At 68.8% G+C, this 13,930-nt stretch carries 15 protein-coding genes, 2 tRNA genes and 1 pseudogene; 8 read left to right on the top strand and 10 right to left on the bottom strand.

The features are described 5' to 3' along the window. The first annotated feature begins 19 nt into the window (after positions 1-19). Both ACWPXE_RS25480 and ACWPXE_RS25485 read left to right on the top strand, forming a co-directional pair. Positions 20-808 (top strand): ABC transporter permease, encoded by a 789-nt coding sequence (locus ACWPXE_RS25480; protein WP_038529855.1) that lies wholly within the window; start codon positions 20-22, stop codon positions 806-808. Positions 809-817: 9 nt separating this feature from the next. Next, positions 818-1,606: an ABC transporter ATP-binding protein gene (locus tag ACWPXE_RS25485; protein WP_376995206.1), complete on the top strand. Its 789-nt coding sequence runs from the start codon at positions 818-820 to the stop codon at positions 1,604-1,606. Positions 1,607-1,672: 66 nt separating this feature from the next. On the opposite strand, the gene ACWPXE_RS25490 is transcribed toward ACWPXE_RS25485, so the two are convergent. Next, positions 1,673-2,065, bottom strand: a complete 393-nt coding sequence (locus ACWPXE_RS25490; protein WP_454020097.1) for a hypothetical protein — start codon at positions 2,063-2,065, stop codon at positions 1,673-1,675. A 416-nt stretch (positions 2,066-2,481) separates the two neighbouring features. Here ACWPXE_RS25490 and ACWPXE_RS25495 point away from each other — a divergent pair, with 416 nt between their 5' ends. Next, positions 2,482-2,709 (top strand): YMGG-like glycine zipper-containing protein, encoded by a 228-nt coding sequence (locus ACWPXE_RS25495; protein WP_014238634.1) that lies wholly within the window; start codon positions 2,482-2,484, stop codon positions 2,707-2,709. 113 nt (positions 2,710-2,822) lie between these two features. Here the strand turns inward: ACWPXE_RS25495 and ACWPXE_RS25500 are convergent. Beyond that, positions 2,823-2,896: transfer RNA gene (locus tag ACWPXE_RS25500), tRNA-Gly, on the bottom strand. Positions 2,897-2,931: 35 nt separating this feature from the next. Then, on the bottom strand, positions 2,932-3,591 hold the full coding sequence (locus tag ACWPXE_RS25505; RefSeq protein WP_454020098.1) for a GNAT family N-acetyltransferase: 660 nt from the start codon (positions 3,589-3,591) through the stop codon (positions 2,932-2,934). Between the two features lie 417 nt (positions 3,592-4,008). Between ACWPXE_RS25505 and apaG the strand changes: the two genes are divergently transcribed. Both apaG and folE (ACWPXE_RS25515) read left to right on the top strand, forming a co-directional pair. After that, positions 4,009-4,401 (top strand): Co2+/Mg2+ efflux protein ApaG, encoded by a 393-nt coding sequence (gene apaG, locus ACWPXE_RS25510; protein WP_454020099.1) that lies wholly within the window; start codon positions 4,009-4,011, stop codon positions 4,399-4,401. A 283-nt stretch (positions 4,402-4,684) separates the two neighbouring features. After that, positions 4,685-5,350 (top strand): GTP cyclohydrolase I FolE, encoded by a 666-nt coding sequence (gene folE, locus ACWPXE_RS25515; RefSeq protein ID WP_454020100.1) that lies wholly within the window; start codon positions 4,685-4,687, stop codon positions 5,348-5,350. A 12-nt stretch (positions 5,351-5,362) separates the two neighbouring features. Here folE (ACWPXE_RS25515) and ACWPXE_RS25520 read toward each other — a convergent pair whose 3' ends face one another. Then, the gene (locus tag ACWPXE_RS25520; RefSeq protein WP_454020101.1) at positions 5,363-5,950 is read right to left on the bottom strand and encodes a response regulator; all 588 of its coding nucleotides are present in this window, start codon (positions 5,948-5,950) and stop codon (positions 5,363-5,365) included. A 235-nt stretch (positions 5,951-6,185) separates the two neighbouring features. Here ACWPXE_RS25520 and ybaK point away from each other — a divergent pair, with 235 nt between their 5' ends. Continuing rightward, positions 6,186-6,668, top strand: coding sequence for a Cys-tRNA(Pro) deacylase (gene ybaK, locus ACWPXE_RS25525; protein ID WP_454020102.1), 483 nt, complete (start codon positions 6,186-6,188; stop codon positions 6,666-6,668). Between the two features lie 19 nt (positions 6,669-6,687). Here ybaK and ACWPXE_RS25530 read toward each other — a convergent pair whose 3' ends face one another. The 4 genes from ACWPXE_RS25530 to ACWPXE_RS25545 form a co-directional block, all read right to left on the bottom strand. After that, positions 6,688-7,506: a DMT family transporter gene (locus tag ACWPXE_RS25530; protein WP_454020103.1), complete on the bottom strand. Its 819-nt coding sequence runs from the start codon at positions 7,504-7,506 to the stop codon at positions 6,688-6,690. Between the two features lie 121 nt (positions 7,507-7,627). Then, on the bottom strand, positions 7,628-8,317 hold the full coding sequence (gene folE, locus ACWPXE_RS25535; protein WP_454020104.1) for a GTP cyclohydrolase I: 690 nt from the start codon (positions 8,315-8,317) through the stop codon (positions 7,628-7,630). Positions 8,318-8,389: 72 nt separating this feature from the next. Next, positions 8,390-9,931: a sensor histidine kinase gene (locus ACWPXE_RS25540; RefSeq protein WP_454020105.1), complete on the bottom strand. Its 1,542-nt coding sequence runs from the start codon at positions 9,929-9,931 to the stop codon at positions 8,390-8,392. Between the two features lie 11 nt (positions 9,932-9,942). After that, entirely contained in the window at positions 9,943-10,452 is a 510-nt protein-coding gene (locus ACWPXE_RS25545) for a molybdopterin-dependent oxidoreductase (protein WP_145703991.1), read from the bottom strand. Between the two features lie 232 nt (positions 10,453-10,684). On the opposite strand from ACWPXE_RS25545, the pseudogene ACWPXE_RS25550 reads away from it, so the two are divergent. Further along, positions 10,685-11,011 (top strand): annotated as a pseudogene (locus ACWPXE_RS25550) (2-amino-4-hydroxy-6-hydroxymethyldihydropteridine diphosphokinase); the annotation flags it as partial. 183 nt (positions 11,012-11,194) lie between these two features. Here the strand turns inward: ACWPXE_RS25550 and ACWPXE_RS25555 are convergent. Both ACWPXE_RS25555 and ACWPXE_RS25560 read right to left on the bottom strand, forming a co-directional pair. Beyond that, positions 11,195-11,923: an SDR family NAD(P)-dependent oxidoreductase gene (locus tag ACWPXE_RS25555; RefSeq protein WP_454020106.1), complete on the bottom strand. Its 729-nt coding sequence runs from the start codon at positions 11,921-11,923 to the stop codon at positions 11,195-11,197. Between the two features lie 60 nt (positions 11,924-11,983). After that, positions 11,984-12,060 (bottom strand) — tRNA-Arg (locus tag ACWPXE_RS25560). A gap of 175 nt (positions 12,061-12,235) precedes the next feature. On the opposite strand from ACWPXE_RS25560, the gene ACWPXE_RS25565 reads away from it, so the two are divergent. Further along, a complete protein-coding gene (locus ACWPXE_RS25565; RefSeq protein WP_454020107.1) occupies positions 12,236-13,927 on the top strand; it encodes a hypothetical protein in 1,692 nt (563 codons plus the stop codon). Positions 13,928-13,930 lie beyond the last annotated feature (3 nt).

Raw genomic sequence — 13,930 nt, forward strand, 5'->3', positions numbered from 1 at the left:
ACAACGGTCCACCAATCCCATGTCCCCCCTCTTCACTCCGCTGAAGCCGGTCGCTCCGGCGCTGCGCACGGTGCTGGGCATCGCCTGCTTCGTGCTGTTCTTCCTGGGCTGGGGCATCGCCACCTACGGCGGCTTCGTGAAGCCGCTGTTCCTGGCCTCGCCCGGCGACACGCTGACGGCGGGCATCGCGCTGTTCCGGGAGTTCGGCTTCGCCGAGGACATCGCCGTCACGGTCTGGCGCGTCTTCGCCGGCTTCGTCATGGCCGCCGCCCTGGCGGTGCCGCTGGGCATCCTGATGGGGGCCTTCAAGCCGGTGGAGGCCTTCTTCGAAGCCTTCGTGTCCTTCGCCCGCTATCTGCCGGCCTCGGCCTTCATCCCGCTGCTGATCCTGTGGGCGGGCGTGGGCGAGCTGCAGAAGATCCTGGTCATCTTCATCGGCTCCGTCTTCCAGCTCATCATCATGGTGACGGTCATCGTGTCGGGCATCCGCAGCGATCTGGTGGAGGCCGCCTACACGCTGGGCGCCAAGCGCGACGGCGTGGTGCTGCGCGTCCTGCTGCCCGCCGCCTCGCCGCAGATCTTCGAGGCGCTGCGCCTCGTGCTCGGCTGGGCCTGGACCTACGTGATCGTGGCGGAGCTGGTGGGCGCGTCGCGCGGCATCGGCCACATGATCATCGATGCCCAGCGCTTCCTTGACACCGGGCAGATGATCTTCGGCATCTTCATCATCGGCGTGATCGGCCTGATCACCGACCTGCTGTTCCGGGCGCTCAACGCCCGTCTCTTCCCGTGGGCCAAAGGACGATAAGCGCCGGCCATGAGCAAGCTGTCCATCCGCAACGTCGAGAAGACCTTCCCCGGCCGCAACAGCACGGCGCCGACCCGCGCGCTGGTGCCGACGAGCCTGGAGGTCGCCGACAACGACTTCATCACCATCCTGGGGCCGTCGGGCTGCGGCAAGTCCACGCTGCTGCGCATCGTCGCCGGGCTGGAGACACCGAGCGCCGGCGAGGTGCTGCTGGAGGGCAAGGCGGTGTCCGGCCCCGGCCCCGACCGCGGCATGGTCTTCCAGTCCTACACACTGTTCCCCTGGCTGACCGTGCGCGACAATGTCTGCTTCGGCCTGCGCGAGCGCGGCCTGCCGCGGGCGGAGCAGTTGGCGATCGCCGACCGCTTCCTGGCCCAGGTCGGGTTGAAGGGCTTCGAGAACCACCACCCCGCCCAGCTCTCCGGCGGCATGCAGCAGCGCACGGCGCTGGCCCGCGCGCTGGCCAACGACCCGAAGATGCTGTTGCTCGACGAGCCCTTCGGCGCGCTGGACCACCAAACGCGCGAGCTGATGCAGGAGCTGCTGCTGGGCATCTGGGAGGCCGACCGCAAGACGGTGATGTTCGTCACCCACGACATCGACGAGGCCATCTTCATGGCCAGCCGCGTCGTGGTGATGTCGGCCCGCCCCGGCCGCATCAAGTGCGACATCCCCATCGAGCTGCCGCACCCCCGGTCCTACAAGGTCAAGACCACCCCGGAGTTCGCCGCCTACAAGGAACGGCTGACCGAGGAGATCCGCGTCGAGACCATCAAGGCCGTGACGATGGAGCGCTGACCGGCGCTCCCGTCCGGACCGGAAAACACGAAGGAGCGGCACCGGCGGGTGCCGCTCCTTTCTTTTTTAATCACCGACCCGAAGCTGATGGCCGGTGTTCACGACCAGATCGGACAGGGCGACACCGGCGCGCTCGGCGTCCGACGCGAGCGTGCGCGGGCAGTTCCAGTGCAGCCGCCCATCGATTTCAAGCATCCGGCCATGGCGCTTCACCACCCACACGCCGGTGGTCGCCAAGCGAATGACACGGGCCAGCGGCTCCCCGCTGAAGCCTGGATGAACCGGAGACGTGGGTTGGGCAGCAGCCGGAACCGCTGGATGGATTGCCGCATCCGAGCGCTCGTAAGCCGGCGCGCAAGGATGGGCGCTGACCGGCTGCAACGGGTGCCGTTCACGGCGGTCACTCGGGCCGCTCGCCGGGAGAGTGGCAAGCGCCTGCGGTCTGGAAAGATGCAGCATGGTGGGTATCCTGGGACGTTTCCGATGAGCCTGCCTCCTCGATGTCGCGCAGGTCATTAGGACACTGAACGTTCCACGCGCCCTGAATGAAGTAAAGAGGAAATGCCCCCGAATCCGTGCAGCCTTTCGACGTGGGAGAATGGTAAAAAAGTAATAACAAGATTATTTCTATGGTTATCGATCGTTGGCCAAGCACTGCCTTCCCGGCTTTGCAGAGTGCTCCCGATTCCCTATTTTGAGGGAAGGTAGGGGCCAGAACCCTCTCTCTTAGGGATGGAAAGGATGGCTTTCTGCCCCGGAATAGTCACACGCAAAAGCGTGTTCATTCCGTAAGCATGCGACGCAAGCGCAGGCTTGGCCGCTGGCTTCCAAGGCTGGCGGCACCCAAGAATGCAGGGAAGAAAACGGGTAGGATCATGGTGAAGAAACTGGCAGTGATCGTGGTTGGCGGCCTTGTTCTGACGGGCTGCTCGAACCTCAGCCACCGCGAACAGCGCACGCTGTCGGGCGGCGCCATCGGCGCCGCGGGCGGCGCCGCGGTCGGCGCCCTGACGGGGGGCAGCGCCGTAATGGGCGGTGTGATCGGTGGCGCGGCTGGCGCGGCGGTGGGCGCCCTAACCTCCAACAACGGCAAGCACCGGTAAACACCGGTTTCACAACGGGGATCAGGCCGCCGGACCAGTGTCCGCGGCCCCCCAAGCGCCTGCGCGCCCTCAATGTCAGGGCTTCAGCAGACTTCTGATTTTCAAGGAGATGTTGGAGCGGGTGAAGGGAATCGAACCCTCGTCGTAAGCTTGGGAAGCTTCTGCTCTACCATTGAGCTACACCCGCGCGCCGCATGTTTATAGGCGACGCTTTCGCCGCTTTCAAGCGGTTCGAGCATGCCACAGGCGGGATTCGGCAAGTTCCCGAGGGGAAGCGGCGAAAACCGACACCAGCGGCGAGATCAGTCGCGGAAACAAGGCGGTGCCGCCGGCCTCCTGCCGAACGTCCTCGTTCGCGGGCACCCCGTAGGCCTCGTCCACCGCCGGGGCGGTCACCATGCCGGCGGCGCCGGCCAGGGCGCCGGGGACCAATTCGAGGCCGAGGAAACGGTCGAGATCCACCGGGCCCGGCAGCGCCATGTCCAGAGTCAGCTCCCGCGTGAAGCCGAACCGCGCGTAATAGGGCGCGTCGCCGACCAGGATCACCGCCCGGTGGCCCAGCGCCGCCGCCTTGTTCAGGCTCATCCGGATCAGCTTGCTGCCGAGCCCGCCGCCCTGCAGCCGGTCCGACACCGCGATCGGGCCGAGCAGGAGCGCCGGCACCGTGCCGCCGATGGTCACCGGCCAGTAGCGGATCGTGCCCTCCAGAATCTCGTTGCCCAGCTCGTCATGCTCGATGGCGACGAAGCCGAGCTCCGGGATCGGGGCGACGCCCTCCCGCAGCTTGTAGGCGGTCTTCTTGAAACGATCCGGGCCGAAGGACCGGTCGAGCAGGGCTTCGATCGCCGCGTCGTGCCGCGGCTCTTCCAGGGAGATCATCATGTCAAGGGGCTTCCCGGCAGAAAGACTGTGGTCGGAGGCGGATCGCGCCGCCGCGCCGGGGGAGCGCCGGATCAGTGCCGGCGGAGACCCGAAGCGTCCGCACGCGACCCAAGGACGGCCGCAACCGCGCGCAGCGCGGCATGGCGTCGTCGTCGGATGCTGATGCTGTGCGGACGAGACATGGGCAAGGCTCTTCGGCCGTTGCAGGGACCTCGCATATAACACCAGCGGACAGGGGGTTCAAGCGATCGTGAAAGGGTCGGAACCGGCCCGTTGCGCATGGCTTCCCGGTGTGTCCTGCATGCATCGCCGCGGCCCCCGCCTTGCCGCTTCGGGGCATCCGGAGGGGGTGTCCCCCGCTCCACCACTGGACAGGCGCTTTCCCCCGCCCCTATTCTCTGGACCGGGAGTGCCGCCATGTACACGAAAGTCACCCGCGCGATCCGCGTCACCGTCCAGCCGGTCTTTCTCGACGAGCAGTCCATGCCCGCCGAAAGCCGCTATGTCTGGGCCTATCACGTCCGGATCGAGAACGAAGGCCAGGAAACCGTCCGGCTGCGCACACGCTATTGGCACATCACCGACGCGCTGGGGCGCGTGCAGGAGGTCCGCGGGCCGGGCGTGGTGGGCGAACAGCCGGTGCTGGAACCCGGCGGCAGCTTCGAATACACCAGCGGGACACCACTTCCCACGCCATCCGGGATCATGGTCGGCTCCTACCGGTTCGAAACGGGCGGCGGCGAGACCTTCGACGTGGCGGTTCCCGCCTTCTCGCTGGACAGCCCGCACCAGCCCCGCCAGTTGAACTGACGCCGGTCGCGCAGCGGCTTCCGGTAAGAATCATCCGGAGCGTGCAGCCTATCGCCGCAGAGCGGGCTGAAAGGCTGCCTCCAACGTCTTGACTGTGCGGCGTCCGAACCCACCTGCGCCATACTCCGTTCTGCGGCCTGCCGGCTTTCTCGAAAATCTCTGTGATCCGGGCGAGCAGTGGGCCGTATTCATACCTGACTTGCCGGCTCCGGCATTGTGTGCCGCGGCGACGGCCCGCATGTGATCAGAACCGGTTTGACCAGGAATCGAAAGGCTTCGCCCCGTGACGGCTTCCAAGACTCCGCACGCCGACAATGTCCTCCGCGGCCCCGGCCACCCCGCCGGCACTGGCCATGGCGAGATCGCGCGCCCCACCCGTGCCGAGGCCGAGGATGCCGTCCGCACACTGATCCGCTGGGCCGGCGACGATCCGGCGCGTGAGGGTCTGTTGGGTACGCCGGACCGGGTGGTCCGCTCCTACGAGGAGTTCTTCGCCGGTTACGCCATCGAACCGGAGGAAATCCTCGCGCGCACCTTCGAGGAGACCGACGGCTACGACGAGATGGTCGTCCTGCGCGACATCCGTCTGGAGTCCTACTGCGAGCACCATATGGTGCCGATCATCGGCAAGGCGCACGTCGCCTACCTGCCCCGCCAGCGCGTCGTCGGCATCTCCAAGCTGGCACGGCTCGTCGAAGCCTACGCCAAGCGCCTGCAAATCCAGGAGAAGATGACGGCGCAGATCGCCAACGCCATCGATCAGGTGCTCCAGCCCGAAGGCGTCGCCGTGGTGATCGAGGCGCAGCACCAGTGCATGACCACCCGCGGCGTGCACAAGACCGGCGTCACCATGGTGACCAGCCGGATGCTGGGCGCCTTCCGCAGCGATCCGTCCACCCGGCGCGAATTCCTGTCGATGATCGGCAACCCCGGCTCGCGCGCCGAATGAGCCAATCCCGCGTCAATCGGCGCGGATGCCGTGTTGGCGCAGCAGGCTGTAGAGCGTCGGGCGGCTGACCCCGAGCAGGCGCGCCGTCGCCGACAGGTTGCCGCCGGAGCGGGCCAGCGAGTCGAGCAAGGCACGCCGCTCCGTCTCGTCGCGCAGGACACGCAGGGTCGGCGGGGCGTCCCCGGTGGCCAGCCGGCGCCCTTCCAGTTCCAGGTCGGCGCGCTGGAAAGCGCGCTGCACCACCCCGGCCAACTCCTGCGCGTCGATCGGCTTGCCGCACACCTCGTGGGCGCCGCGGGCCACCGCGCGCACCGCCAGCACCCGCTGGTCGTGCGGGGCGAGCGCGATGACCTTGATCGACGGCGCCTCGCCCAGGATCAGCGACAGGGCGTCCAGGCCGTCGCCGCCGCCGTTCGGCGATTCCGCCAGTTGGGCCAGATCGACCGACAGGGCCACCACCGGCGGCCGGTACGCCCGCACCGCCTCCAGCGCGTCCGCCACGCCGCCCGCGGCGACGATCCGGCACACCGGCAGGGCGTCCTGGACCCGGCCTTCCAGGGTGGGATCGTCATCGACGACAAGCAGCGTGCGTGGGACCATGATTCTCCAACTCTCCGACCGGGGAACGGGCCGGCGGTCAGAATCGCGGCAGGCGGCCCGTCTGTCCAAGGCGCGTTGGCATGAACACCGGCGCAATTTGGGCAAAATTGCGTCGTCGAAAGGGGTGCACCGCGGCGTTGCGCCCTCCCCTCCGTCCCCCTCTCCCCCTCGCTGGGGCGGTCTGCTAAGCTCCCGGCATGAAAGGGCGAATCCGCGCCTGGGGAGCAAGGTCGAGATGGCGGCGAAGGTCACACCGGCGGTGAACGCGGCGAAGGCGGCGGGGATGCCCCACCGCCTGATGGAGTATGAGTACGACCCCTCGGCGGACGCCATCGGCCTGCACGCCGCGGCGGCGATGGGGCTGGACCCGGCGGTGGTCTACAAGACGCTGATCGTCCAGCTGGAGCCGAAGGCGCTGGCCTGCGTCGTCATCCCCGTCGCGGCGAAGCTGGACCTGAAGGCGCTGGCCGCCGCCGCCGGGGCCAAGAAGGCCGATCTCGCCGACCCCACCCTGGCGGAGCGCACCACCGGCTACATGGTCGGTGGCATCAGCCCGCTGGGCCAGCGCAAGCCCCTTCCCACCTTCATCGATTGCAGCGCCGAGACCCTGCCGGAAATGGTCGTCAACGGCGGGCGGCGCGGCCTGCAGATCGCCCTGGCCCCGGCGGATCTGGTCCGCGCCACCAAGGCCGTGATGCGTCGGATCGTGGTGCAGTAGGCGAAACGGGCGGAAGCCGTCAGCGCCGCGCGCCGGCCCACAGGGTTCCCAGCCCGGCGGCGGCGATCAGCCCTCCGCCCAGCAGCACCGCGGGCGACGGGCTTTCGCCCCACCATAGGAAGCCGATGGCCGCCGAGGCCGCAATCCCCAGATAGTCGATGGGCGCCAGCACCGCCGCCGGCGCTCGGCGGAAGGCGGCGGCGTTCAGCAGAATGGCCGCCCCCGCGGCGAAACCCAGCAGCAGGAAGACCGGCAGATCCGCCGGCTCGGGCATCCGGAAGCCGGTCAACAGGGCCGCCGGAGCAGTCAGCAGGCACCCAGCCAGCACGAAGACCAGCCCGGTGGCCGCCGGCCCGTCGGCTTGGGCCGTCCGCCGGGTCGCCAGGATGCAGACCGCGTTGAGGAAGGGCATGGCGAGCATGGCGAGGCTCCACGGCTCCAGCCGCGTCGGCGGGGCGATCAGGAAGACCCCGGCCATCCCCAGCGCGACGCAGACGGCGGAGGCCGCCCCCGCCCGTTCCCCGATGGCCGGGCCGGACAGAAGCACCACGAACAGGGGCGCCGCGTAGGACAGGGCGACCAGATCGGCGAAAGGCAGATGCTGGGTCGCCGCGTAGAAGATCAGCGCCGCCCCGACGCCGCTCAGCGCCCGCACCGCGTGGCCGCCGGGCCGGGTGACGGACAGGGCGCGCCGCCCGGCCATCGCAAAAGCCGCCGCGGCGACCACCGGCAGCGACAGCAGGAAGCGCAGGAAGAGAACCTCCGCCGCTCCGTAGCGGGCTCCCAGTTCGCGGGCCAGCGCCCCGGCGGTCAGCACCAGGGCGAGCGACGCCGCCATCAACAGCGCCGCCCCCGCGATGCCGGACCGCCTTTCCGCGCCCTCGGAAACAGTCAGGCGCTTCGCGCCCTCAGAAACAGTCGGGCGCTTCGCGCCCGTTGGGACGGGCAGAACGGTCCGCTCAGCGGGCGGAATGTTCAAGCGTCGCGCACTCCCTCAGGAACTCCTCGCGCAGATCGCGCGATTCCAGCATCTCGCCATGGAAGGAGCTGTTGACCATGCGGCTGTCATGGCCGGCACGCACGCCGCGGTGGGTCTTGCACATGTGAACGGCGCTGATGCGCACGGCCAGCCCGCGCGGCCGGGTGGCCTCGACGATGAAGTTGCCGATCTGCTTGACCAGCTCCTCCTGGATCTGGAAGCGGGCGGCGAAATGGTCGACGATCCGGTCGTACTTGGACAGGCCCAGGATGTTGCCGCCCTTGGCCGGCAGGATGCCGATGAAGGCCGTGCCGTAGATCGGCATCAGATGGTGCGCGCAGGTGGAGCGCACGGCGATCGGGCCGGTAACAATCAGATGGTCGAACTCCTCGGCGTTCCGGAACTCGGTCAGCTCGGGCGCCGCCGTGAAGCGGCCCTTGAGAAGCTCGCGCACCAGCATCTTGGCGACGCGGCGCGGCGTGTCGCGGGTGTTGTGGTCGTTGCGATGGTCGATCCGCAGCACGTCGAGCAGTTCCTCGACCTTCCGCGCCGCGGCGTCGATCATGGCCGCCTCGCCCGCGGCGTCCAGCGGCGTGTCGAGCGCCTCGTTCGAGCGGCGCGCCTCCATCGCTTCCTGCACGAGGGCGAGAACATTTGCCTGCACCGTCATAAAACCCGATCCCTTCTTTGCTTTGCTTATTTTCGGCAAGGCCGACGCCGCTCGGTCTCAAACCTGCCTTGCTCAAACCTGGCTTGCCGGGTCCGGACGCGGCGCCGACCCGCCGACCCGTTCCACCGGAAAATGGAGGGAGGCTCGCAGGCCGGTCCCCGCCGCGCCTTCCAGCAGCAGCCGGCCGCCATGCGCCTCCATCAGGCTCTTCACGATGCTGAGCCCCAGCCCCGATCCCTGGAAACGGCGGGTAGCGCCGTCCTCCGCCTGATAGAACGGCTGCGCGGCCTTTTCAATCTGCTCCGCCGTCATGCCGATGCCCTGGTCCTGCACGGCGATGACGAAACCGCCCTGCGGGTCCAGCCACGCCTCCACCTCGATCACCGACGGGGCGGTGCTGAACTTCACCGCGTTGGACAGCAGGTTCAGCATCATCTGCCGCACCGCCCGCTCGTCGGCCTGAAGCACCGGCCAGACCGCCCCCGCCGCCGTCCGGATCGTCCGGCCCCGCCCGGCCTGGGTGCCCAGCACCGTGGCGATGGCGGTGCCGACCACCTTGCGCGGGTCCACCGAATCGAAGGTCAGGTTGGCGTGGCCCGCCTCCATCTGGGCGACCGTCAGGATGTCGATGACCAGACCCAGCATGTGCCGGGCGCTGGTCAGGATGTAGCCCGCATACTGGGCGTGCTCCCGCTGGGCGTTCTCCCGGCGGGTGGTTTCCTTCGTGCTGCCGGACGGGACGGCGGCGGAGCGGCCGCCGCCGATGTCGCCGTCTTCGCGGATCAGCTCCGAAAAGCCGATGATCGCGTTCAGCGGGGTGCGCAGCTCGTGGCTCATGGTCGCCAGGAAGCGGGTCTTGGCTTGGCTGGCCTCCTCCGCCTGGGCGATGGCCGTCCGCAGGGCGCCGGCCATCGCCTCCATCCGGTCATGCGCCTTCCGGATGGCCCGGTTCTGGATCAGCAGCACCGTGATGAACAGAACGCCGCAGACCGCCAGACCGGCCGACAGCATGGAGAACAGTCCATGCAGATAGAGCAGATGGTCGTGCCCCTCGTCCACCAGCTCCCCACCGAACTGGGAGGCGACGGAGGCGAAGGCGTTCAGTTCGCGGTCGACGGGCTCCAGAACCGCCAGGGCGGCCAGCGCCTTGTCCGCCGGCGGCAGCGGCCCGGCCAGGATCGTGCCGACGCTGTTCAGCGCCTCCTCCAGCCGGGCCACCGTGCGGCGATGCTGCGGGTAGCGGTCCATGAAGAGGGAGGCCTGCCCCCGCCCCAGCACAGCGATGCGGTTGCGGACGATGTCCAGGCGGAGCTGCACCTCGTCCGCGTCGACCTTGGCCCCGGGAAGCGCACTGGCCAGGATGCGCTGCTCCAGCCGCGTCACCTCCCCCACCGTCTGGCTGGCGGCCCAGGCGAAGTTGTAGGGCGCGGCCCCGCGCAGCGCTTCGCCGTAGTTCACCACCAGCAGCGACAGATAGGCAGCCGCCAGGCCGAACGCGCCGGTCAGGATCGCCAGCCAGAGCCCAATGCGGCGCGTACGGTCCTCCGACGCCCAGCCCAGCAGGCGGGACAGCCGCGAGCTTCCCTTCGGCGCGGTCTCGGTCGGCGGACTCACAAGGGCTGCCTTCACTTCACGGTCAGCCGGGCGACCTGCCAGACCGAGCGTGCGAAATATTTCTGCCGGTTCGCTTCCGGATCATGGTCGAAATCATAGACGATGAACAGCGGCCCCTTGTCGCTGACCGGCATGTAGGCCCCATCGCGCTTCAGCGCCAGGATCACCTTGCGGTTCCGCACGTCGTCCATGGGGATTTCGCCGGTGTAGTCGTTCAGCGCCGTCGCGGTCAGCGTTTCGCCACGCGCCTCCACACGCTCCATCAGGCGGGCGAGCGGCACGCCTTCGAAGGTCACCGGCTCCTTGTACCAGGGGGTGGCGGTGGTGAAGGAGACCATGCCCAGCGCTTCCAGCATGGGACGGTCGAAGACCGCCGCACCGTCGCGGTTGGTCGCCCCGATCTGCCCCGACACGACCAGAATCGGCTTTTCCGTCGGTTCCGGCAGCGTCCCGGCGCTGGCAGCACCGGCAAATACAAACAACGTCAGGGCGACAAGACGGCAAACAACTCTATCCACCATATCGGCTAACCGTCCGCTATTCGGCCATGCAACCTTTATCATGATTGCATTCTACGAACGATCCAACGAAAATTCTGTAAAAATCAGCCGCCGAATTTTCACATACGGAAAGGTGTATCGAAATTCGTTCATATTTGTCCCGTGAAATGATCAACCCGCAACGATCCGGCATCATTGTTTCCGCCCGGATTTTCACATCTTTTCCATGCACACCCCGCCCGACGGAACGCTTATGGACGCATTGATTCCGGTTTCGGCCGCCCCGCTGCCGCTGGACGGCTACATTCTGGGAATCGGAACGAACGTGGAACCCGATCGGAACGCGGCACGGATCGCGGCCCGTCTGGCCGACCTGTTCGGTTCCGTCCTGGTCAGCCGCTTCTACCGCACGGCTCCGGTCGGCATGACGAGCGACCACCCCTTCGTCAACTACTGCGCCTATGTGCCGAGCGCGTTGGACCCCTCCTGCTGCAAGGGGCTGTGCGTGGGGGTCGAGCTGGCGCTGGGCCGCGACCGCGCCCACCCCTGCTGCAAAACGCGCGACCGCCCCGCCGACATCGACCTGATCGGGCGGGTGAACCGCTCCTTCCCGGTGGACAGCTTGGCGGCCCTGCGCCCGGACGCCTATCTGGCCGCCCCCTTCGCGGAGATCGCCGCTCTGCTCGCCGGGCGCCCCGTTCCGCCAGCGCAGGGCGAACTGTGCGCTGCCGCCCTGCCGGGTTGCCGCGACGGCTCCCCCCGGTTAGGCGAGACGCCGGCCACCGTCCACCGCGACGACGGCGCCGGTCTGATAGTGGTTCCGGAGAATGGCCTCCACCGCCATGCCGATGGCCTCCACCCCGCCCTCCTCGCCGAGCAGAGTCTCTGACAGCACGCGCGCCCGCGCCTCGGGGCCGTGCCACTCCTTGAACAGGATCGGCCCCGGCTGGACGACGTTGACCTTCACCTTGGGCGCCAGCCGCTTGGCGAAGGACAGCGCTAGGTTCTGAAGCCCGGCCTTGCTGGCGCAATAGGCGTCGAAGGCCGGGTTGGGGTTGTCGGCATAGATGTCGGTGATGTGGACGATGTCGGCCCTTCGCGCCGAACCGGCGTCCAGCAGCGGCGCCAGTTCGCGGTTCAGCGCGAAGGGCGCGCGGACATGAACGGCGTGGAAGACATCGAGCTGCCGCAGCGCGTCCGCGGTGTCCGCCGCCGTCACCTCGAAGGCCGAGGCGTTGTGGATCACCGCCCGCAGGCTTCCCGCCACGCCCCGCACCGCCTCGGCCAGCCGCGGCCCGCCGTCCGGATCGGCCAGATCGCCTTGCAGACAGATCGCCCCGGCGGCGCGCAGCCGCTCCACACCGTCGGTGGGCGTGCGGTAATGGGCGACGACGGGGTGCCCCAGCGCCATCATCCGCTCGGCCAGATGCAGACCGACGCGGCGACCCGCGCCGGTGACGAGAACGGCGTCCTGCAACAGGGATGCGGTCATGGGAAAGCCTTCCATCAGATTGCGGGGCCAGCAGACTGCGGAACCGGTCGCGGAAGGAGGTGGTGACCCCGGCTGGACTCGAACCAGCTGCCTACGGTTTAGGAAACCGTCGCTCTATCCAGATGAGCTACGGGGCCACGGCGCTGAACATAGCGGCTCCGCCGCGACTTGCCAACCGTCCGTCTCGGGACGGCCCGCCGGGATGACTCGTCGGCACGGCCGACCGAAAAGGTCACCGCCGGCACCGGCGCGGCACGCGGCGCGCGCGGCGAATCCGCTGGGCTTGGGCACGCCGCTGCGTATACTGCGCCCATGGCACGCATGCTTTACCTGCGCGACATCGAGGTCGATGTGCACGTCCGCTGCCGCGCCTGCGGCCACGAGGGCGTGTTGCCGCGCGCGGACATGAACCGGCGCTTCGGACCCAACTACCCGGTCCTGTCCATCGCCCCCCACTACCGCTGCTCGCGCTGCAATTCCCGCGACACCGAAAGCCGCCCGGCGCCTCCGCCCTTCGCAACGCCGGCGACGACGATGACCATGGAGGAGGACGCCCCGTCCTTCGCCGGGCCGCTGGCCGCCCTGCAAGGGCTGCTCGACGCGGTGCGGATCCGCGGCGACGCGATGGACGAGCCGGACGTGGAGGACGCGGCCCCGGCCATGCGGGCGCCGATCCCCTTCCCCGCCGCTCAGCCCGAACCCGACACTCTGGCAACGGATCTGGAGCTGGAACGGTTGGCCGCGGACGGTGATGCCGCTCCCGAGTCGGGCCGGCGCCCGTTGTGGGAACCGGTGTCGCTCGCCGATCTCGCCGGCCACGTGGATGACACGGCGGACACCGCCGAGCGGGACGCCGACGGGACGGAGTGGGACGACGACGAGGACTGGAGCCCGCGCCGCTGGACACTCGTGGACCAAGATGCGGACGAGGATGACGGCGAGGGCGAGGGCGAAGACGACCAAGCGGATCGGGTCGAGGGCCTGCCTCCGGCTCCGCCCGCCCGGCAGAACCACCCGGCGGTCGAGGACGATGCGGACGGCGAGGCCTCCCGCTCCTTCGACCGCACCATCGCGGCGCTGCGCAGCATTCTGGATGGCCGCGGCGACGGTGCTCCGGCTGTTGAGGTTGCGTCCCCACCGCCAGCCTTTTCGATCGAGGACGACGCCGGCAGAACCGATGTCCGGGAGGCCGATCCGGACGGTGACGACGACGACGCGGAGCCGTCCAACGATGACATCCTGGGCTTCGCCATCCGTGATCCGGACAAGGCCCCGCCGCCGTGGGAGCGCCCCCGGGAGCGCGACCCCGCGCCCACCGGCAGCGAACCGCTGGACCGCACCATCGCCGCCCTGCGCAGCATGGTCCAGAAGGCCGCCGCCGACCGCGACGAGGACGAGAGCGGGGACGACCGCGACGGCGGCGTGGTGACTCCGCTGTTCGGCCGGTCGAGCAAGCCGGCCGACGATGTCGATGTTGATCGTGATGACGACGGTCCGGAGGACGACGACGCGGAGGACCAGAAAGCCGACGCCGACGATGCCTTTTGGAACCGCAAGAGCGCGGACACAGCGGATAGGGACGACGAGCCGGAAGACCACGGCGCTCCCGTGCTGCGCAAGTCCGCCCAGGAACAGGAGATGGAAGAGGCGTTGCGCGCCCTGCGCGCGCTCGTCGAGGCGGAAAGCGATCTGGACGACCCGCCCCACCCGGCCTGGAAAAGCGAAGCGCCCACCCGCCCCGATGCGGACGCCTTGCCCGGCTTCAAGCCGCTGCCGCGCCGCGCGGCGGAGGCGGAAGCGGAGGCGGACGATGCCGACGAGCCTCTGGACCTCGTTGAGCCGGTCCCCATGAACGCGCCGCAAAAGCCCAAGCCCGACGCCATCAGGCCGGCGGAAGGCAACGAGTCCGGCAAGAAAACCGCCAAGGACGATTCGGGCACGCTCGGCAAGACCCTCGCCGCGCTGCGCAACATGCTGGAACTGGACGGCAAGCAGGGGCGCTGAGCC

This window comes from Azospirillum sp. Marseille-Q6669 (assembly GCF_965111635.1).

What these genes read in the sequence shown, in the direction of transcription:
- ybaK (WP_454020102.1), top strand. Translation starts at nt 6,186, where the DNA reads ATGGCGGCGAAGGTCACACCGGCGGTGAACGCGGCGAAGGCGGCGGGG.
- ACWPXE_RS25555 (WP_454020106.1), bottom strand. Translation starts at nt 11,923, where the DNA reads ATGACCGCATCCCTGTTGCAGGACGCCGTTCTCGTCACCGGCGCGGGT.
- ACWPXE_RS25480 (WP_038529855.1), top strand. Translation starts at nt 20, where the DNA reads ATGTCCCCCCTCTTCACTCCGCTGAAGCCGGTCGCTCCGGCGCTGCGC.
- ACWPXE_RS25520 (WP_454020101.1), bottom strand. Translation starts at nt 5,950, where the DNA reads ATGGTCCCACGCACGCTGCTTGTCGTCGATGACGATCCCACCCTGGAA.
- folE (WP_454020104.1), bottom strand. Translation starts at nt 8,317, where the DNA reads ATGACGGTGCAGGCAAATGTTCTCGCCCTCGTGCAGGAAGCGATGGAG.
- ACWPXE_RS25490 (WP_454020097.1), bottom strand. Translation starts at nt 2,065, where the DNA reads ATGCTGCATCTTTCCAGACCGCAGGCGCTTGCCACTCTCCCGGCGAGC.
- ACWPXE_RS25565 (WP_454020107.1), top strand. Translation starts at nt 12,236, where the DNA reads ATGGCACGCATGCTTTACCTGCGCGACATCGAGGTCGATGTGCACGTC.
- ACWPXE_RS25530 (WP_454020103.1), bottom strand. Translation starts at nt 7,506, where the DNA reads ATGGCGGCGTCGCTCGCCCTGGTGCTGACCGCCGGGGCGCTGGCCCGC.
- ACWPXE_RS25545 (WP_145703991.1), bottom strand. Translation starts at nt 10,452, where the DNA reads ATGGTGGATAGAGTTGTTTGCCGTCTTGTCGCCCTGACGTTGTTTGTA.
- apaG (WP_454020099.1), top strand. Translation starts at nt 4,009, where the DNA reads ATGTACACGAAAGTCACCCGCGCGATCCGCGTCACCGTCCAGCCGGTC.
- ACWPXE_RS25505 (WP_454020098.1), bottom strand. Translation starts at nt 3,591, where the DNA reads ATGATGATCTCCCTGGAAGAGCCGCGGCACGACGCGGCGATCGAAGCC.
- ACWPXE_RS25485 (WP_376995206.1), top strand. Translation starts at nt 818, where the DNA reads ATGAGCAAGCTGTCCATCCGCAACGTCGAGAAGACCTTCCCCGGCCGC.
- ACWPXE_RS25495 (WP_014238634.1), top strand. Translation starts at nt 2,482, where the DNA reads ATGGTGAAGAAACTGGCAGTGATCGTGGTTGGCGGCCTTGTTCTGACG.